Origin of the sequence: Hymenobacter sp. BRD128 (assembly GCF_013256625.1) — a bacterium.
Classification (GTDB): Bacteria; Bacteroidota; Bacteroidia; order Cytophagales; family Hymenobacteraceae; genus Hymenobacter.
This window is the reverse complement of the sequence record NZ_CP053908.1, coordinates 644838-663859: the sequence shown is the minus strand read 5'-3', so window position 1 is coordinate 663859 and position 19022 is coordinate 644838. Positions and strand designations below refer to the sequence as shown.

At 63.8% G+C, this 19022-nt stretch carries 13 protein-coding genes; 11 read left to right on the top strand and 2 right to left on the bottom strand.

Annotated elements, in window-relative coordinates:
* Positions 1–123: 123 nt before the first annotated feature.
* The 10 genes from GKZ68_RS03015 to GKZ68_RS02970 all read left to right on the top strand — a co-directional run bounded on the left by GKZ68_RS03015 (position 124) and on the right by GKZ68_RS02970 (position 14041).
* A complete protein-coding gene (locus GKZ68_RS03015; RefSeq protein WP_173110599.1) occupies positions 124–858 on the top strand; it encodes a YebC/PmpR family DNA-binding transcriptional regulator in 735 nt (244 codons plus the stop codon).
* Between the two features lie 367 nt (positions 859–1225).
* Positions 1226–1972: a 7TM-DISM domain-containing protein gene (locus tag GKZ68_RS03010; protein WP_173110597.1), complete on the top strand. Its 747-nt coding sequence runs from the start codon at positions 1226–1228 to the stop codon at positions 1970–1972.
* The gene (locus GKZ68_RS03005) at positions 1891–3087 is read left to right on the top strand and encodes a 7TM-DISM domain-containing protein (RefSeq protein ID WP_173110595.1); all 1197 of its coding nucleotides are present in this window, start codon (positions 1891–1893) and stop codon (positions 3085–3087) included. Before GKZ68_RS03010 ends, GKZ68_RS03005 begins: the two co-directional genes overlap by 82 nt.
* 306 nt (positions 3088–3393) lie before the next feature.
* On the top strand, positions 3394–5091 hold the full coding sequence (locus GKZ68_RS03000; RefSeq protein WP_173110593.1) for a tail fiber domain-containing protein: 1698 nt from the start codon (positions 3394–3396) through the stop codon (positions 5089–5091).
* A 291-nt stretch (positions 5092–5382) separates the two neighbouring features.
* Positions 5383–7449: a glycine-rich protein gene (locus GKZ68_RS02995; protein WP_173110591.1), complete on the top strand. Its 2067-nt coding sequence runs from the start codon at positions 5383–5385 to the stop codon at positions 7447–7449.
* A gap of 22 nt (positions 7450–7471) precedes the next feature.
* Positions 7472–9526, top strand: coding sequence for a tail fiber domain-containing protein (locus GKZ68_RS02990; protein WP_173110589.1), 2055 nt, complete (start codon positions 7472–7474; stop codon positions 9524–9526).
* 74 nt (positions 9527–9600) lie between these two features.
* The gene (locus GKZ68_RS02985; protein WP_173110587.1) at positions 9601–11043 is read left to right on the top strand and encodes a T9SS type A sorting domain-containing protein; all 1443 of its coding nucleotides are present in this window, start codon (positions 9601–9603) and stop codon (positions 11041–11043) included.
* Positions 11044–11250: 207 nt separating this feature from the next.
* A complete protein-coding gene (locus GKZ68_RS02980) occupies positions 11251–12612 on the top strand; it encodes a M20/M25/M40 family metallo-hydrolase (RefSeq protein ID WP_173110585.1) in 1362 nt (453 codons plus the stop codon).
* Positions 12613–12781: 169 nt separating this feature from the next.
* A complete protein-coding gene (locus tag GKZ68_RS02975; protein WP_173110583.1) occupies positions 12782–13465 on the top strand; it encodes a hypothetical protein in 684 nt (227 codons plus the stop codon).
* A gap of 153 nt (positions 13466–13618) precedes the next feature.
* Entirely contained in the window at positions 13619–14041 is a 423-nt protein-coding gene (locus GKZ68_RS02970) for a DUF1810 domain-containing protein (RefSeq protein ID WP_173110581.1), read from the top strand.
* Positions 14042–14173: 132 nt separating this feature from the next.
* Here GKZ68_RS02970 and GKZ68_RS02965 read toward each other — a convergent pair whose 3' ends face one another.
* Positions 14174–15043 (bottom strand): DUF2911 domain-containing protein, encoded by an 870-nt coding sequence (locus GKZ68_RS02965; RefSeq protein WP_173110579.1) that lies wholly within the window; start codon positions 15041–15043, stop codon positions 14174–14176.
* Between the two features lie 117 nt (positions 15044–15160).
* On the opposite strand from GKZ68_RS02965, the gene GKZ68_RS02960 reads away from it, so the two are divergent.
* Positions 15161–16627, top strand: a complete 1467-nt coding sequence (locus GKZ68_RS02960; RefSeq protein WP_173110577.1) for an SDR family oxidoreductase — start codon at positions 15161–15163, stop codon at positions 16625–16627.
* Between the two features lie 35 nt (positions 16628–16662).
* On the opposite strand, the gene GKZ68_RS02955 is transcribed toward GKZ68_RS02960, so the two are convergent.
* Positions 16663–18852, bottom strand: coding sequence for a TonB-dependent receptor (locus tag GKZ68_RS02955; protein WP_173110575.1), 2190 nt, complete (start codon positions 18850–18852; stop codon positions 16663–16665).
* Positions 18853–19022: the final 170 nt, after the last annotated feature.

The following is a 19022-nucleotide window of genomic DNA, read 5'->3' as shown; positions in this document are numbered from 1 at the left end:
AGGCCAAAGGCCTAGATTGCTGCCCCCGCGCCGGCCTTGCTAACTTGCGCCCGCATTCGGGCCGCCCCTCCCACCCCGCCGCCCCAATTGCTCATTGCTCACTGTTAATTGATAATTGAAAAGATGGGACGCGCATTTGAATTCCGGAAAGGCCGCAAAATGAAGCGCTGGGACCGGATGTCGAAAGACTTTACCCGCATCGGCAAGGAAATCGTGATGGCCGTGAAAGAAGGTGGCCCCAACCCTGACTCTAACGCCCGCCTGCGTACCGCCATTCAGAATGGCAAGGGGGTGAACATACCCAAAGACCGCGTGGATGCCGCCATCAAGCGCGCCAGCGGCAAGGACGAGAAAGATTACCAGGAGGTGGTGTACGAGGGCTACGGCCCCCACGGCGTGGCCATCGTGGTCGAAACGGCCACCGACAACCCCACCCGCACGGTTTCAAACGTGCGCCTCTACTTCAACCGCAACAACGGCGCGCTGGGCACGGCCGGCAGCTCCGACTACACCTTCACCCGCAAGGGCGTGTTTAAGCTGGCCGCCGAGGGGCTGGACCGCGACGAGCTGGAACTGGAGCTCATCGACGCCGGCGCCGAAGACGTGTACGAAACCACCGAGGAAGACGAGCACGGCGCCGAACACCAGTACATGGTTATCGAAACGGCCTTCACCGACTTCGGCCAGATGCAGAAAGCCTTGGATACCAAAGGTGTGAACATCGTGAGTGCCACCTTGCAGCGCGTGCCCAACACCACGGTGGCGCTCAACGACGAGCAGGCCGAAGAGGTTGAAAAGCTCATCGACAAGCTAGAGGAAGACGAGGACGTGCAGGCCGTGTACCACACGATGGGCTAGCCGGCGCTGCCGTTCGCCTTCCTTCGGCTGCTCCTGGCAGCGCAAGGCACTGCCCGCCCGTCGCGCTGCCAGAAGCTTTCTGCGGCGCTTGCTTCGCCAGCTGCAAGCACCACCGAGGAATGAGTTCGGGAGCCAACGCCGCCAGCCCGGCCCGGTTGGCGGCGTTAGCTACGTAAGGGGCCGAGGTGCCAAGTGGCAGCCCCTACGCCCGCTTGCCGCCCGCTGCAAGTGCAACTATACCAGCCCGGCGGCGGCCCCTACTTTGCCGCCTGCTTAGGCCCGCGCCCGGCTGCTGAAGCTAACCCATTTTGAATTCTACGTGACAGCCAGCCGCTTAGCATTCCTGCTACCTTATCTTTTTGCCAGGTTGCCAAGAGGCTGGGCGTTTCTGCTGGTGCTGGCCAGCGGGCTGCGCGCCGTGGCGCAACCCGCCGCTGGTGTTGAGGTAGTGCGCGTGGGGGCGGTGCCCGACCAGCACTATTCCTGGGACCGCATCCGCACCGATACCACCCTGGCCTTTGCCCCGGCCGACTCGCTGCACCCCGCCCAAAGCCGACGCTACTGGCTGCGGCTGGCCCTGCGCAACCCTAGCCACTATACCCAGGCCACCGAGCTCACGGTGCTGCCCAACCTCGATAATACGCTTTTTTACATCGACGAAGACGCCCGCGCCTGGCGCCGCCGGCGCGCGGGCGTGGCCGTGCCTACCGACAGCCAGCGGGTAAGGGGTAGCCTGCCGCTCTGGCTGCCGGGCCATCGCACCAGCACCGTGTATGTGTTGGTTGACCTGCGCCAGCGGGCTAGCCTGCCCGCCGCCGTGCACCTGCGCGTGCTGCTGAAACCCCTAGCCGAGGTGAAGCAAGCCGACGCTTTTTTTAGCACGGCCTGGGCCGTGTCGCTGGCCGTGCTGGGGCTGCTGCTGCTCACTAACGTGCCCACCTACCTGCGCTACCGCGACCGGCCCACGCTGTTCTACATCTGCACGCAGTTGGGGGGGTGCTATACGTCACGGCCTACCGCAACTATTTTCGGATGCTATGGCCGACGCCCATCTTCAGCCAGCTGCTGCTGCCCACCGGCTACGCCTTTGGCTATACCCTCAACAACGTGCTGATGCACCTGAGCGTGGCAATAATGCTGCTAGGCTTGGTGCAAATGACCCGCGCTTACCTCGCCACCAACACCCGGCTGCCGCGCCTCGACACCGCGCTGCGCTACGCGCTAGGGGGCTATATCGCCTTTGCGGGGGTGGTAGCGCTGGTCAACGTGAGCGGCTTTTTGCTCAACTATTACACGCTGCGCCTTGACAATGCGCTGGTATTCGGGGTGATTGGGCTGCTGCTGGCGACCACCGTAGTCGCCTACCGGCGGCGGCTGCCGCTAGCCCGCACCTACTTGCTGGCCAATGTGTTGCCGCTACTTTGTTTCATTCTGGTGGCTGCCTACCACGTGGTGGTGGGCTTTGGCAACGACAGCGTGCAGGTGCTGCCCGACCTGGCCATTGTATCACACGCGCTGTTCTTTTCGGCTGCCATCAGCGTGCGCCTCCAGATGGCGCAGCGCGCCCTGCTGGTTACCGAGCGCGAGGCCGCCAGCCTGGCCCTCGACATTGAGCGGCAGGAGCTGCGCAACCGCGAGATAGTGCTCAAAAACAAGCACATCCAAACCGCGCTGCGGGAAATGCAGCGCCGCCAGCAGGCCCAGGACGCGCACACCCAGCAACTCAGTGCCGACCACCAGCAGCAGCAGACCGCCAACCACGACTTGCAGCAGCAGCTCGAAGCCAACCAGCGCGAGCTAGCCTCGACCACGCTCTACGTGCAGCAAAAAAATGCCCTGCTGGCCGAGCTCAAGCAGCAGATTCAGGAGCTTAATGTGCAGCGGCCCGGCCAGCGGCAGGAGCTAGCGGGGGTGCAGTCGCTGCTGCAATCCAGCCTTTACCTTGATGAAGATTGGGGGCGCTTCAAGCTGCACTTCGAGCAGGTACACCCGCGTTTTTTTGAGGAATTGCACGCCAAATACCCGGCCCTGACCAGCCACGAGCAGCGCCTCTACAGCTATTTCCATATCAACCTTTCGACCAAGGAAATCGCGGCCCTGCTCAACATTGACCCGGCCAGCGTACGCCGCGCCAAAACCCGGCTCTTCAAGAAGATTGCCGCCGCCGATGAGGCCGCCGGCCGTCGCTCGCTAGGGGGTGCGGCCCCCGGACCACAGGCCGAAGCCTAGCGGCCCGGCACTAGTGGGCTGACCAACGCTGAAAAATAACGAATTGTGTATCAAGGCGTCCGGCGGGTTGTCTACACTTTGTCTACGCCCTATTCTTAGGAAAAAGGCCCTGGCTAAGCGGAGTTTTGACCGCTCAAACGGGCTACCCCTCCCCTCCTTGTCCGAGCTATGACCAGCCAGGCCGTAGTCCCGAGCCTCCGGGTTCGCGGCGGCCCGCCGCGGCTCCGGAGGGTAAGCTCCCAGCTTCGGCGTGCCGCACAGGGGGCCAGGCCGCTCCGCCATCGCGCTTCGCCTTTTCGCCTTTTTATGCAAAAACGTTACTTATTCGCGGCCTTGCCAGTCCTGCTGCTCGGCGCCTCGCTCACGGCCCACGCTCAGACGGGCAGCGTGGGCATCGGCACCGCCGCCCCCGATGCCTCGGCCGCGCTCGACATCGTGAGCACTAGCAAAGGACTGCTGCTGCCGCGCGTGGCCACCGCCTCGGCCATTGCCCGCCCCGCCCCCGGGCTGCTAGTGTACCAGACCGGCAGCCCGGCCGGCTTCTACTACAACGCCGGCACGGCCGCGGCCCCCAGCTGGCAACAGCTGGCCAGGGCCGGCAGCGGCGACAACTTGGGCAACCACACGGCCACCACCAACATCGGCCTCAACGGCAACTACCTAAGCAACGCCCCCGGCAACGCCAACGGCCTGCGCATCGACAACACCGGCAATGCCAAGCTGAGTGGCAGCTTGGGTATCGGCACCACGGCCTCCAGCTACCCACTCACGGTGCAGGCCGACGCGAGCAACCGGGTGCTAGGCGTGAACTCCGCCACCGGCCTCGACAAGTACAACTTCAGCCTGAGCGGCGGGGGCCTGAACCTAAGCGAAAGCAACGTAGCCGGGGGCCGCCTCTTTGTGCAGGACAGCACTGGCAACGTAGGCATCGGCACCACCACGCCCAGCAATAAGCTCGACGTGAACGGCAGCGCTTTTGTGAGAGGCGGCGCCTTCGTGACCGGCAACATATTTATGTCTGGCAGTTCTAGCATTGGCGGCAGCGTGTACATTGCGGGGCTGACCGGACTAGCCAACCAGTTGACCGTAGTGGGCCGTGGCCCGGCTGCGCAGCTGGCGTTGAGCAACCCCACCGGCGGCAGCGGCAGCACGGTCGCCCTCGACTTCCAGACCAACCCTGGGGCCAACGACCCCAGCGGGGCCAGCCTGCGGGCCATCAGCGATGGCAACTCCAGCGCCTCACTCTCCTTCCTCACCAAGCAGCCCGGCGCGCCGACCAATGCCCTGGCCGAGCGCCTGCGTATTACTTCCAACGGCAACGTGGGCATTGGCCTGGGCACCAGCAACCCCGCTACCCGCCTCGACGTGGCCAGCGCCGACGTTACCCAGCTTACCGTCACTTCTACCAGCACTGACCCTACCGGCGTGATTTCCCTCAACGTACCGGCCAACAATACCACCTGTGCCGGTTGCTCCGAGTTCATTACCTTCAACGTGGCTGGCCACGCCAACTACATCGGCAACATCAGCGCCGACCTCAACAACCTCACCGTGAGCTACAACACGACTTCGGACCGGCGCCTGAAAGAGCATATCCGCCCCACCCACTACGGGCTGGCCGACCTGCTCCGCATTGAGGTGAAGGACTACAACTTCATCGGCACATCCCCGGCCAACCACACCACCGGCTTTCTGGCCCAGGACCTGTTCGGCATCTATCCCGAGGCCGTGAAACAGGGCGACGCGGGAGCCACCGTCACCAGCGCCTGGGCCGTGGACTATGGCAAACTAACGCCCCTGCTGGTTCAGGCCATACAGGAGCAGCAGGCCCAGATTGAGGCCCTCAAGCAGCAAAACATTGCCCTGCAGGTGCAAACCGCTGCCGCCAACGCCCAGGCGACTACCGCCGAAGCAAAAGCCGCCCAGGCCACGGCCACCCTCGAAACCTTCGAGGCCCGGCTGCGGCGCCTGGAGGCCGCTACCAGCGGCCAGGCCCGGCGCTAGGGTCAACTACAAATTAAGCAGCTGGTTATCAAGGTGTAATTTCAGCTGTCTACACTTTGTCTACGCCCCGTTTTTAGAAAAAGCACCCTTGCCAGGGGAGGTTTGCCGGCCTAAGCCGAGGAGCCACCATCCGTGCGCTGCCCAACGAAACCAACCCAGCCGCAGCCCCGCCCGCCGGGGCTGGCAGCAGCCCGGCGCCAGAGGAAAGCCCTCGGCGCCGGCGCTGCTGCACGAGCGGCTAGCCCCTGCTTCTTTTCCCACTTTTTACCTGAATATCCATTTTCGTTTTCTATGCTAAAACGCTACCTTCTGCCAGCCCTGCTAATGGCCGCCCCCTGGCTGGCCAAGGCCCAAACCACGCCTAGCGGCGGCGTGGGCATCGGCACCAACGCGCCCGACGCCTCGGCCGCCCTCGATATCACGAGTACGGGCAAGGGCCTGCTGCCGCCGCGCCTGACCCAGGCCCAGCGCGATGCCATCGCCAGCCCGGCCACCGGCCTGACGATTTACAACACGACCACCAATGCCCTGAACGTGTGGAACGGCACGAGTTGGAGCGAGGCCTTGAGCACCACCCAGCAGCCCTCGCCGAGTCTGCCCATCACCTTTAGCTATACCGGCGGGGTGCAGACCTACACCGTACCCGCCAATGTGTTTAGCCTGACCGTGGACGCGGCCGGCGCGCAAGGGGCCGTAAATGGGGGCCTGGGCGGGCGGGTGCAGGCTACCCTCAGCGTGACGCCGGGCGAAGTGCTCCAGCTATATGTGGGCGGCGCCGGCGCCGAGGCCACTTATTACGGGAGCGCCGGCGGGGGCTACAACGGCGGGGGCAACGGCGCGCTGAGCGGCGGCAGCAACGGCGGCGGCGGCGGCGGCACCGACATCCGGCGCGGCGGCACGGCCCTCACCAACCGCATTGTGGTGGCCGGGGGCGGGGGCGGCACCGCCAGCGCCCCCGGCGGGGCCGGCGGCGGCCTCACGGGGAGCCCGGGCGGGGGCAGCATGCCCGGCCAGGGGGGCACCCAGAGCACCGGCGGGGCTAGCGGCAACGGCGGCGGGGGCTCAGTGAGTGGCTCCTTCTTCCAGGGCGGCAGCTCCTACAGCGGCGGCGGCGGCGGGTGGTACGGCGGCGGCGGTGGCGCCGCCAATGGCGCAAACGGCGGCGGCGGCGGCGGCAGCTCCTACGTGACGGCCAGCGGCAGCAGCAACATCACCCTAACGAGCGGCTACCAGACCGGCAACGGGGTTATCGTGCTCACGCCTGGCCCGCAATACGCGGCGCCCGCGCTCAGCGGCGCCAACTTCGTGAACGTGCCGGGCGACAACCTGGGCAACCACACCGCAACGCAAAACCTGAACCTGGCTACCTACCAGCTGGTAGGCAATGGCGGTAGCGCTGGCCTGAGCATCGGCAACAGCGGCAGCGTAGGCATCGGGACCACCGCGCCTACCCAAACACTGGATGTGAACGGCAGCCTGCGCGTACGGGGCCTGAGCGGCACCGGCAACCGCCAACCCGTGGTGCAGCCCGACGGTACGCTGGGCATCAGCGCACCGGTATACACGACGACCCCGAACCCCGGTGCGCCCGCGGGCACGGCCGGCAGCGTGGCTACGGGCGCCTACCCAGTAAGCGTGGCCGTGAACGGCACAAAGGCTTACGTGGTAAACCAGGGGAGCTACAGCCTGCAGGTATTTGACGTGAGCACGCCCGCCACGCCTACTTTGCTCGGCCAGACGACCCTAAGCGGCCAGCCCTACTGCGTGGCCGTGAGTGGTACGACCGCTTACGTGACTGCCAACAACAACGGCACCTACATCCTACAGCTATTTGATGTCTCTACTCCTAGCGCCCCAAAGCTGCTGGGCACCGCAAACACAGACAACATCCCCGGAAGCGTGGCCGTGAACGGCACGAAGGCCTATGTGGTAAACCAGAGCAGCTACAGCCTGCAGGTGTTTGACGTGAGCACACCTACCGCCCCGGCCCTGCTCGGCCAGGCCACTACGGCTAGCTACCCCACCTCGGTGGCCGTCAGCGGCACGAAAGCCTATATAGTGGCCGGCACCACCTTGCAGGTATTTGATGTGAGCACGCCCACCTCTCCGGCCCTGCTCGGCCAAGTAAATACGGGCAGCTACCCCTCCGCGGTGGCCGTCAGCGGCACCACCGTTTACACGGTGAGCATCGATAATAAACTGCAGGTATTTGATGTGAGCACGCCCACCGCCCCGGCCCTGCTCAGCACCACCGCCACCGGCAACCGGGCCGTGAGCGTGGCCGTGAGCGGTACCACGGCCTACGTAGTGAACAATACTAGCAACACCTTGCAAACGTTTAGCGTGGCTACCCCTTAGTGCCCCTACCCCGCTCGGCACCGTGGCCACGGGTCAAAGCCCCTACAGCGTGGCCGTGAGCGGCACCACGGCCTGCGTAGTCAACTTCAGCAGCAACACCTTGCAGACGTTTGACCTATCGGCTGGCCGGGTGGTGGCCGTGAACCCGGACGGCTCGTTTGCCTCAGTGGCTTCACCCACGCTGAGCGTGAACGGACAAAACCTGAGCATTAGCGGGGGCAACACCGTGGCGCTGCCCATCCCTAGTCTCACGGGCGACATTACGAGTACCGGCACCACCACTACCTACAACAACGTGGTGCCCGCCAGCAAAGGCGGCGCGGGCGCCCTTAGCGGTATTTTGAAGGCAAATGGCAGCGGCACCGTGAGCCAGGCCGTGGCCGGCACCGACTACCTGACTCCCACTGGCAGCGCGGCGGGCCTGACCAACTTCCCGACCCTGAACCAGAGCACGACCGGCAACGCGGCCACGGCCACCCTAGCCAGCACCGTGACCACCAACGCCAACCTGACCGGGGCCATCACCAGCACCGGCAACACGACCAGCTACGCCACCGTGGTACCCGCCAGCAAAGGCGGCGCGGGCACCGTGAGCGGCCTGCTCAAGGCCGATGGCAGCGGCAACGTAGCCGCCGCCGTGGCCGGCACCGACTACCTGACCCCGGCCGCGGCCGGCACGGGCTTCATTCAGAATGGCACCACCCAGCAGGCTACCAGCAATTTCAACGTGAGCGGGGCGGGCACGGTAGGCGGGCTGCTCACGGCGGGCGGTGCCACCATCAACGGGGCCACTACCGTAACCGGGCCGGCGGCCATTAATACCAGCGGCACGGCCAGCACGCGCATCGGCAACGGCACCGGGGGCGTTATTCTGCCGGGCCTGAGCACGGCGGGCTTGGTCACGAACTCGGCCAGCGGGCAGCTGGGCACCACCGCCGCCGCCAGCCTGGGCACCAGCTTCATCCTCAACCAGACCAGCCAGCAGAGCGGGGCCAACTTCAACGTGAGCGGGGCGGGCACCGTGGGCGGGGCCCTCACGGCGGGCACGGCGGCCATTACGGGCAATGCCACGGTGGGCGGCACCAGTACCACCACTGGCAACGCCTACGTGAACGGCTCGCTGGGCGTAGCCCTCAACGGCCAGGACCGGCCATTCATTACGCGGGGCTACGACGCGTTTGCCTCGGGCAACTACCAGGGCGCCGGCCGCTGGGGCCTGTTCATGGAGCCTAGCCGCCTCACCTTTGGCATCCCGGCTATTGCGGACCGTCATTTTCAGTGGGTGAGCTACAACGATAACTCCACCGTGGCCAGCACGCTTATGTTTCTGAGCCAGATTGGTAACCTGGGTATCGGTACCGCCAGCCCGGCCGGGGGTCTGCACGTGGTCAGCGGCAACGGCGGGCCCGGCACGGGCGTCGGCACGGCCGGGGCCGTGCTCAGCGGCGCCCCCGGCCAGCCGCCCTACCTCGAGCTGCGCGGCAGCGGCACGGGCACCAGCACCACCACGCCCTACCTCGACTTTGCCGAAGCTAGCGACCAGGACTACACCACTCGCCTCATCAGCCTGGGCGGAGTGCTAAATGTGAATGGCAACGGCACCAACGGCGTGCTGCTGCAAGTAAATGGCGGGCTGCGAGCCATCAGCTACGCCAATATCTCCGACGCCCGCTTCAAGACCAATGTGCGCCCGCTAGCCGGTGCCCTCGCCAGTGTGCTGGCCCTGCGCGGCGTGCGCTACGAGTGGAATACCCTGGGTATCAAGCAAGGTGGCACGGCCGGGGCGCCCCAGGTGGGCGTGCTGGCCCAGGAAGTAGAAAAAATTTACCCCGAGCTGGTGAGCACTGACAAGGATGGCTACAAAGCCGTGAATTATGCCCAGCTAACGCCCGTGCTCATCGAAGCCCTCAAGGAGCAGCAAGCGCAAATCGAGGCCCTTAAAGCCAAGGCCACCGCGGCTGAAGCCAAAGCCGACGCGGCCGACGCCAAAGCTGCCCAAGCTACGGCTACGCTCGATACCTTCGAGGCCCGGCTGCGGCGCCTCGAAGCGGCCACCGAGGTCCACGCCCAACGCTAAGGATAAGCTAGCCCCCGCCCCGCCCGGTGGGGGCTAGCCGCCCTTCTGCCTCACCTGCTTTTTTACGTTTTATTATGAAACTACCGCTTACCCTAGTGCTAGCCCTGCCCGCGCTGGCGGCCACCGCCCAAACCCTGACCAACGACGGGGCCACGCTCACCGTGACGAGCGGGGCCACGCTCTACGTGGCCGGCACCGTGCAAAACAACGCCACCGGCACCCTCAGCAACGCGGGCACCGTGCAGCTCACCGGCGACCTCACCAACGCCGGCACCCTGGCTAGCCCCGGCACGCTGCTCTTCAGCGGCGCCCAGGACCAGACCTTCACCTCCGGCGCGGCCAGCGTGAGCAGCCTCACGCTGGCCAACACCGGCGCCACGGGCGCCAATCGGCTCTTGCTCAGCCAGGACCTGGCGGTGAGTTCGCTACTCACCCTCACGCAGGGGCTGGTGCGCACGCAGGTGGCCGGCGGCACGCTGCGCACCCTGAGCCTGCCCGATGGGGCTAGCGTGGTGGGCGAGCAGGCGGGCCGCTACGTGCAAGGCCGCCTGCAAGTAGCGCGCGCCAGCGTAAGCGGTAGCACCGGCTCAGTGGACTTTACCAACGGCCTGGTGCTCAACCCCAACGGCCAGGACCTGGGCGCCGTGACCGTGACGCGCACGGCCGGCTTGCAGCAAGCCGGCGTGAGCTACGGCACGAACATCAACGGCACGAACATCAACGGCACGAACAAAGGCATCGACCGCGTGTGGCAGGTAACCAGCGGGCAGCCGGTTACTGCCGCCACGCCCGCCTCGGTTACCGTGAGCTGGGTCAGCGACGATGACAACGGCTTCAACCCTGCTACGCCCGCCCAGCTCTGGCGCGCCGACCAGGCCAGCGGGCCCTGGGCCACGCAGGGCGCGGCGGCCAGCGCCAGCGCCCGCTCGTTCACGGCCAATGTGACGCAGCTCGGCACGCTCACCGTCAGCAACACCAGCCAGCCGCTACCCATTACGCTGGTTAGCTTCACCGCCCAGGCCCAGGGCCCCGACGGGCTGCTGCTGTGGTCTACAGCTTCGGAGCTGCGCAACGACCACTTTGTGGTGGAAAGCAGCCTCGATGGCGTCACATTTCAGGCGCTGGGGCAGGTAGCGGGCCACGGCACCACCACCCTGCCTCACAGCTACCAGCTGCTCGACCGCAACCTGGCCCGCTACGCGGCCAGTGTGGTGTACTACCGCCTGCGGCAGGTAGACCAGGACGGCACCGCCAGCTACTCGCCCGTGCGCACCGTGGCCGTGCCGGTAGTGGCGGGCCTGGCTCTGTTTCCGAATCCAACTCGCGCCGCCGCTACCCTCACCGGGGCCGCGCCGGGCGCGCCAGTGCAGGTGTACGATGCGCTGGGCCGCCTTGTGCTGGCGGCCACCGCCGATGCGGCCGGCACTGCCGCCTTGCAGCTGCCAGCCTGGCTAGCCACGGGCGTCTACCTGGTGCGCACGGGGGCCAGCGCGCTGCGCCTGAGCGTGACCGACTAGCGTGCGCGAAGTGCCGGCCGGGCTAGCCCACCAGCTATACAGCGAAAGCACCGGGCCACTCGGTTTGCTGGTAGTTTCGCCCCCGCACCCGCACGGCTGCCGGGTGCTGGCACCGCCGGCCGCGCAACTTCCGTAGCCCCGCCCGCGCCTATAACGCGCCGCTAGCCTTGCCCGGCTGGCGGCGTTTGTCGTTTCTTGCGATTCCTTATGAAAATTCTCCTTCTCCTCCCCAGCCTGCTGCCCTTCGCGGCCCTCGCCCAAACCTCGGCCCCCCTACCGCCCGTTGACCCCAACATTCAGCGCTGGGTGAATGAAGTATCGGCCAAAAACCTCGAAACCGACGTGCGCAAGCTCGTCAGCTACGGCACGCGCCATACCCTGAGCGACACCAAGGACAAGAAGCGCGGCATTGGCGCGGCTCGCCAGTATGTGTTCGACGAGTTCAAAAAATACAGCAAGGCCGGCGGCGGGCGCATGGTAGTTGAGATGGACACCTTCACCTACAACCCCGACGGCAAGCGCGTCGATAAGAAAACGTTGATGGCCAACGTGCTGGCCACCATCCCCGGTACCGACCCGAGCGACACGCGGGTGTATTTGATGAGCGGCCACATCGACTCGCGCGTCACCGATGTGATGAACCGCACCGCCGATGCGCCCGGCGCCAACGACGACGCCAGCGGCGTAGCCGCCGTAATGGAAGTGGCCAGGGTGCTGGCTGGCCAGAAATTTCCCTGCACCATCAAGCTGGTGGCCGTGCAGGGCGAAGAGCAAGGCCTGCTGGGCGCCGACCACCTGGCCAAGCGCGCCAAGAAAGAAGGCTGGAATCTGGTGGCGATGCTCAACAACGACATCGTGGGCAACTCGCACGGCTACGACCCCGAAATCACCGATTCGCTGCACCTGCGCGTGTTCAGCGAGGGCGTGCCGGCCACCGAAACGCCCGACCAGGCTAAGGCCCGCCGCCAGCTCAGCTCGGAGAACGACGCCCCCAGCCGCCAGCTTGCCCGCTACGCCCAAACCGCCGCCCGCCAGTACGTGAATGCCGGCGGCTACGGCGTGCTGCTGGAGTATCGGCCCGACCGCTTTTTGCGCGGCGGCGACCACACGCCCTTCAACCAGCAGGGCTACGCAGCCGTGCGCTTCACCGAAACCAACGAGAACTTCAACCACCAGCACCAGGACCTGCGCACCGAGGGCGGCATCGAGTACGGCGACAAGCCCGAGTTTATGGATTTCCGCTACCTGCGCCGCACCACCCAGGTCAACCTGGCCACCCTGGCCAGCCTGGCGCTGGCCCCCGCCGCCCCGCAAAAAGTGGAAGTGCTCACCGCCAAGCTCACCAATCGCACCGAACTGCGCTGGCTAGCCCCGCAGGGCGGCCCCGCCCCCGCCGGCTACATCGTGCTGGCCCGCGAAACCAGCGCCCCGCAGTGGCAGCAGCGCTTCCCGGTGAGCACCACCGCCGCCGACCTGGCCGTGAGCAAGGACAATTATATCTTCGGCGTGGTGAGCATGGATGCGCAAGGGCACGAGAGTACGGCCGTGCTGCCGGTGGTGGGGCGGTAGACAAGCAGGCAAAAAGTCTGATATTTAGCGCACAATAAGCTGATAATGTGCTTTAAAAACACAAGCAATACTGACCATCGGCGTCCCTTGAATTAAGAATAGCCGTTGCCTTCCACTGAGGCAACGGCTATTTTTATGGTGTACTCACTTCGCACCCTTCATGAGACTTTTGATACTCTTTTTCTCCTTACTTGCAGTAGCCACCTTATCAGCGTGTGGGCTGGTGTCTTTACCTGATATGACCACTGTCGAGGGGACTGTGGTTAACAAGTATACAGGTAAACCTGTGGGAGGCGTCCCGATTTCGATAATTCATAGCGGTCAATTTTTACTCGGCGGTCCTTATGAAGATTCTATTACAACGGTCACTTCAGATAAAGATGGAAAGTACGCTTTATCATTCAAACATTCTGCCAACAAGACTTACCTAGCGGGCACGATGTATAGCAAAGATTATTACGATTTGCTGTACCTATCTAATGCCTATTCCGGAATGGGTGCCAAGATTAATCTTGGCACCCATAACATTGTAAATTTCGATGTTACTGATTATAAACCAGTAACTATCAACGTAAAATCAAGCAAAAGTGGAAAAACAGACATTGCTTTTTCATTTGTTAACACAGACGGCAATTATTTTGGACACGGCTTTTTCTACGACACAATAAAGTCTCATCAAAACTTTTCCTTTAAGCAAGTAATTAATGTTTTACCAAATAAAAAATACTCTTTTGAAAAATTAACTGCCAATCGAGTAGTACAAGGATACAATGTTACATTTAAAGATTATGACCGCAAAACATTTGTAAGAGAAGTACTTTATAATGACACAACTACTATCAATTTTTATTGAGTAGCATTCTTTTCTCACTGGCGCGGGTGTGAGACATTACACCCCGCAGCCTTGCCGCTGGCGCGGCAGCGGAGGTGCAACATCCACCTTATAGGCAGACACGAATTATGGCTGCGCCTAAACTCGCGCCAGTGGTTAAGGGTATAGTTGGCTATGGCTGCTCAATCTAACCTTCAACGTTTCCTCGATGCGCAGGCCCGCGACTACGCGCCGGCCTTGGCCGAAATCAAAGCCGGCCGCAAGCGCAGCCACTGGATGTGGTACATTTTCCCGCAAATTCAGGGGCTAGGGTACAGCAGCACGGCGCAACACTACGCCATTGCGGACGCGGCCGAAGCGGCAGCTTATCTGGCCCACCCCACCTTGGGGCCGCGGCTGGTCGAGATTGCGCAGGCGCTGCTGGGGCTGCCGGGCAACAATGCCACCGCCATCATGGGCACGCCCGACGACCTGAAGCTGGGCTCCTCTATGACGCTCTTTGCGCAGGTGCCGGGGGCTAGCCCGGTGTTTCAGCAGGTGCTGGATAAGTTTTTTGGCGGCGCGCCCGACGTCAGAACATTGCAGTTGTTGCGCTAAGACTCGGCGTCTTCCCTTACTTCAACCCGAACGTCATGCTGAGCCCCGTGAAGCATCTCTCCTGCGCCTCAAAGGGTCGTGCGGGAGAGATGCTTCGCGGGGCTCAGCATGACGTTCTTTATGGGCACCAGACTACTTCTTCGCCACTTCGCCGATGAGCTGCATATTGAGGCGGGTGTACTCTTCTTTGGAAACCTCGTTTTTGTCAGCGGCCAGCGCGTCGAGCGATTTGCGGGCGGCGGCGCCGGCTTCGGCGTTTTTGCCCTGCTTTTGCAGCAGCCTAGCTTTCCAGTAGTAGCCATAGAAGGCCGAGGCGGGCGTGGTTTTGATGTATTCGTCGAGCCAGCCGATGGCGGGCGTCAGGTCGGGCTGATTGGAGTTGTAGTAGTACTGCGCGGCCGTGACGTAGGGCTTTTTATCGCCCTTCATCGCCTCTTGAATTTGGGTCAGCACTATCGGGTCGGGGTTGGCGGTGAGGGGCACACTCACCTGCGTGCGCTCCCAAGCGAGGGTGAGGTCGGCGGCGGCGGGTTGCAGGTTTTCGAGGCTGAGGCGCAGGCTTTCTTGCGGGCTAGCCAGCTTGGTGGCTTTGGCCTGCACGCGCAGCACGTCGAGGCTTGATTTATACTCGTAGGCGCCCCACTGGGCGGTGTCGCGGTTGAGGATAATGGTCCAGTCGGCCTTGCCGGGGATGGTAAGCAGCGCGTAGGTGCCCGCTTTCACGGCTTGGCCGGCTAGCTTTACTTCTTCGCCAAAGCGGATTTTGGTGACCGTATTGGCCCCCGTGCGCCACACCTCGCCGTAGGGCACCAGCCCGCCGAAGGCCGTGCGGCCTTTTAGCGAGGGCCGCGAATAATTCAGCTCAATGAAGGAAGTTGAGAACGCCTCGCGGGTTTTGGAAGCGGGGCTGGGCTGCGGCACGGTAAGCTTTACCTGGGCGTGGGCGGCGGGGGCCAGCAGGGCGGCCAGGGCCGCGGCGGCGAAAAAGGAAGCAGTTTTCATGGCCCCAAAGGTAGCGGCGCGCCGGCCGTAGTGCGGGCGAACAACTGCATCATTCTGACGTTCTTAGTAGTGGCGCTTCCTTGCAGGCACCACCCTACGTCTATTTCCTGCCCGCCCATGAAAATCCTGCTCACCGGGGCCACCGGCTACATTGGCCAACGCCTGCTGCCCGTGCTGGCGGCGGCCGGGCACGAGGTAACGTGCCTGGTGCGCGATGCCCGCCGCTTTGCCCTGCCCGACACGCTGCCCCCCAGCCAGCACGCCCAGGTGCAGGTGGTGCAGGGCGACCTGCTGCAACCAGAGTCGCTGGCTAGCCTGCCCACCGACTTCGACGCGGCCTATTACCTGGTGCACTCGATGAGCGGCGACGGCAGCGAGAATTTCTTTCAGCTGGAGCAAGCCTCGGCCCAGCACTTTACCGAGTACCTCGACCGCACCACGGCGCGGCAGGTTATCTACCTTTCGGGCATTGCCAACGACCACGACCTGAGCGTGCACCTGCGCTCGCGCCGGGCCGTGGAAGACGTGCTGGGCCAGAGCCGCGGGGCGCAGCTCACGGTGCTGCGGGCCAGCATTATCATCGGTTCGGGCTCGGCGTCGTTCGAGATTATCCGCGACTTGGTGGAGAAGCTGCCCGTGATGGTGACGCCGCGCTGGCTCAACTCGCGCTGCCAGCCGCTCGGGGTGCGCGACGTGATGTTTTACCTCACGGCCGTGCTCGACAACCCCGCCTGCCTGGGCCAGCGCTTCGACGTGGGCGGGCCCGATGTGCTCACCTACCGCGAGATGCTGCTGGGGCTAGCCGCCGAGCGCGGCTACCGCCGCTGGATACTCACGGTGCCCGTGCTCACGCCGCGGCTGTCGTCGTGGTGGCTGTATCTGGTCACGAGCACGTCGTTTTCGCTCGCCCAAAGCCTGGTCGAAAGCCTTAAGAATGACACCGTGGTGGACCCTAGCCGCAGCATTGCGCAGGTGGTGCCGCACACTTGCATGAGCTACCGCGAGGCGCTGGCCCTGGCGTTCCGGCGCATCGAGCAAAACGAGGTGGTGAGCAGCTGGAGCGATGCCATGAGCAGCGGCACCCTGCGCCAAGACTATATGAATGCCATCCAGATTCCGCGCCACGGCATGTTCTTCGACCGGCAGCTGCGCCCCTTTAACCGGCCGGTGGCCGAGGTGCTGGAAAACATCTGGCGCATCGGCGGCGACCGCGGCTGGTACAAAACCGACTGGCTCTGGCGCATCCGGGGGCTGATGGACAAGCTGGTGGGCGGCGTGGGCCTGCGCCGGGGTAGGCGCTCGCCCAACCACCTGCGCGCCGGCGACCCGCTCGACTTCTGGCGCGTGCTGGTGGCCGACCGCGCCGCCCGGCGCCTGCTGCTGTATGCCGAGATGAAGCTACCCGGCGAGGCCTGGCTGCAATTTCGCATCCTCGACAACCCCGACGGCAGCCACTCGCTGGAGCAGCTGGCCGCCTACCGCCCGCAGGGTTTGCTGGGGCGCCTGTATTGGTATTCAGTGCTGCCCTTCCACGGCATCATTTTCAAGGGGATGGTCAAGAACCTGATTAGCTACGGGCAGTAGCCAGCGCAGCGCTCGCTTGGTCAAAAGGCGCGCCCCTAGAATTTGGCGGCCAGCGTGCAGTAAAAGCTGCGCCCCAGGCCCGGGATAATCCCCGGCCCCGGATATTCGTCGGTGCGGCGGGTGAAGTAGCGGGCGTCGGTCAGATTATTGACACCAGCTTTCAAGTCAAGATTTTGCAGGCAGTGATAAGTGCCCGAAATATCCCACACTGCGTAGGCGGGCACCAAGCCCTGCAGCGGGTTTTCGTTGTCGGGAGCCGCTAGGTTATTGGCTTCCCCAAACGAGCTGCTGGTGTAGCTGTACTGGCCCGTCAGGCTCAGTTGCCCATAGCCGTAGGTGAGGCCCACGCGCTCAATTACTTTGGGGGCGTATTCTACGCGCTTGCCCGCAAACTCGCCACTCACATAGCGCGCATCGACGTAGGCCAGTGAGTTGAAGGCGCTGAGGCGATGCCGGCTAGGGGCGGCCAGCAGCTTCAGGGGGCTGATTTCGAGGTAGCTCTCCACGCCCTTGTGCTCCGAGTCGGCCACGTTGGTGCGCAGCGAGTAGTTGCTGCCGGTCACGGGGTCCACCAGGGCTAGGGTGCCGATACGGCGGTTGTAGCGCAGGTAAAACGCGCCGACGTCGAAGTTCAGCCACTCGCCCACCGCGCCGCGATAGCCCAGGTCGGCGTTGTAGCCGTTACTGTCTTTTAGGTTGGGGTCGATTTTCGACGTAACGCCGAAGGGCAGCAAAGCCGAGTAGTCGATGGGTCGGTAGGCCTGCGACACGTTGCCGTAGAACGCCGTGCCGGTTGTGGCCTGAAACTGGGCGCCGGCTCCAACCAGCAGCAAGCTGCGGTTACGCGACTCTCTAGTAGTCAGCAGCGTGCCGTCCTGCTCTTTGTAGCCCTGCGCCTTCGAGTTGATAAACTCGTAGCGCACCCCCGGCGTGAGCGAAAACCGGCTGCTGAGCCGGATAACGGTTTCGGCAAAGGGCGCCACGTTTTGGGTGCGAAACGCAAAATCGTACTCGTAGCCGCCGCCGTACAGGTTCAAATCCAAATCGGCCGCCGTCGAGCCCGGTCCGCCGCCCTGCCGGTGCATGTAGCCCGCAAAGTAGCGCACGCCCACGGCCAGCGTATTGTCGAGGCCCAGCAGGCGGTAGTCGGTGCGCAGGCGCAGCTCATTGGTGAGGCTGCGGAAGGTTTCGTTTTCGACCTCGCGGGGCACAAACTGGCCGGTGGCGCGGTCCACAGTGTCGGGGGCGGCGGCCCCGCCATCCTCGTTGCGCCACACCAGGGCGCGGCGGCTCAGGTTGCCAGCCGTTTTCAGGGTCAGCAGCGTGCGGTCGCTCAGGCGATAGTCGGCCGTCAGGGTCAGCACGTTCCAGGGGCTTTGCAGCCAGTTGCGAGCGCGGGTGCTTTGGCGCGGGTTAGCGTTAAAAAGCGAGTCGGTGAGCCCGCCCGGCATCTGAATCTTATTGCGCAGCAGCGAGTATTCCAGGCACAGCTTCAGCTTGTCGGTGGCCTGGTAGCTCAGGCCAGCGTAGGCCGTGGCCTGGCTTAGGCCCGAGTTGGGCCGCCAGCCTTCCTGCCGTCGGTACTGTCCATAGGCGTAGTAGTTGAGCTTGCCCACCTGCCCGCCCACGCTCGTAAACGAGTTGAACAGCCCGAACGAGCCGCCCGTTTGGCGCAGGGCCAGCTCAAACGGCTTGTCTTTGGCACCCTGGCGCATCACGTAGTTCACCACTCCGCCAAACTGCGGGCCAAATTGCAGCGAGGCTGCGCCGCGCGTCACTTCCACGCGCTCCACGGCCTCCATTGCGGGCAGGTAGTAGGTTTCGGGGTAGCCGTAGAGGTCGGCCGTAATGTTGTAGCCGTTCTGGCGCACGTTCATTTCTACGCTTTGCACCGGGTTCAGCCCGCGCAAGCCGATGCCGTTGGCCGGAAAGCCCGCGCCCTCAGTTTCGGAGAAATTCATGCCCGGAATACGGCCCAGAATCTGGCGCGGGTTATTCAGCGCCGTGTTGGCGTCGAGCGAGTCCAGCACCAGCACCTCCGTTTTCTTGCCGGCATAAATTATGGCACCCCCTACTTCGCCCAGATTGCCAAGGCCGTTTTTCGACTTCAGACCCAGCACCCTTACCTCATCGAGCGCCTTGGGAGCCGGCGTGGGCACGACCTGAGCCAATGCCTTAAGCTGAAGGCTGAGTAGTGCAGCAAGCAGCGTAGCGCGATTTGCCATGAAAACCATTATTTATAACTGTTCTAAACAATGGCAAAGGTAGGGACGAGCGTCAGGTTTTCTGAATTTTATCTGGAGAAATTCCAAATAAAATCCGGTACTTATTAGCAAGGACCTCAGGCAACCGGCAACCGTGAGCAGGCATCTGACCACTCAAATAGGCTAGCCAT

Excerpts from the sequence above, each read along its gene's own strand:
- GKZ68_RS03005 (WP_173110595.1), top strand. The coding sequence starts at position 1,891 with ATGCTATGGCCGACGCCCATCTTCAGCCAGCTGCTGCTGCCCACCGGC.
- GKZ68_RS02965 (WP_173110579.1), bottom strand. The coding sequence starts at position 15,043 with ATGAAAACTGCTTCCTTTTTCGCCGCCGCGGCCCTGGCCGCCCTGCTG.
- GKZ68_RS03000 (WP_173110593.1), top strand. The coding sequence starts at position 3,394 with ATGCAAAAACGTTACTTATTCGCGGCCTTGCCAGTCCTGCTGCTCGGC.
- GKZ68_RS02960 (WP_173110577.1), top strand. The coding sequence starts at position 15,161 with ATGAAAATCCTGCTCACCGGGGCCACCGGCTACATTGGCCAACGCCTG.
- GKZ68_RS02970 (WP_173110581.1), top strand. The coding sequence starts at position 13,619 with ATGGCTGCTCAATCTAACCTTCAACGTTTCCTCGATGCGCAGGCCCGC.
- GKZ68_RS02995 (WP_173110591.1), top strand. The coding sequence starts at position 5,383 with ATGCTAAAACGCTACCTTCTGCCAGCCCTGCTAATGGCCGCCCCCTGG.
- GKZ68_RS02985 (WP_173110587.1), top strand. The coding sequence starts at position 9,601 with ATGAAACTACCGCTTACCCTAGTGCTAGCCCTGCCCGCGCTGGCGGCC.
- GKZ68_RS03015 (WP_173110599.1), top strand. The coding sequence starts at position 124 with ATGGGACGCGCATTTGAATTCCGGAAAGGCCGCAAAATGAAGCGCTGG.
- GKZ68_RS02955 (WP_173110575.1), bottom strand. The coding sequence starts at position 18,852 with ATGGCAAATCGCGCTACGCTGCTTGCTGCACTACTCAGCCTTCAGCTT.
- GKZ68_RS02980 (WP_173110585.1), top strand. The coding sequence starts at position 11,251 with ATGAAAATTCTCCTTCTCCTCCCCAGCCTGCTGCCCTTCGCGGCCCTC.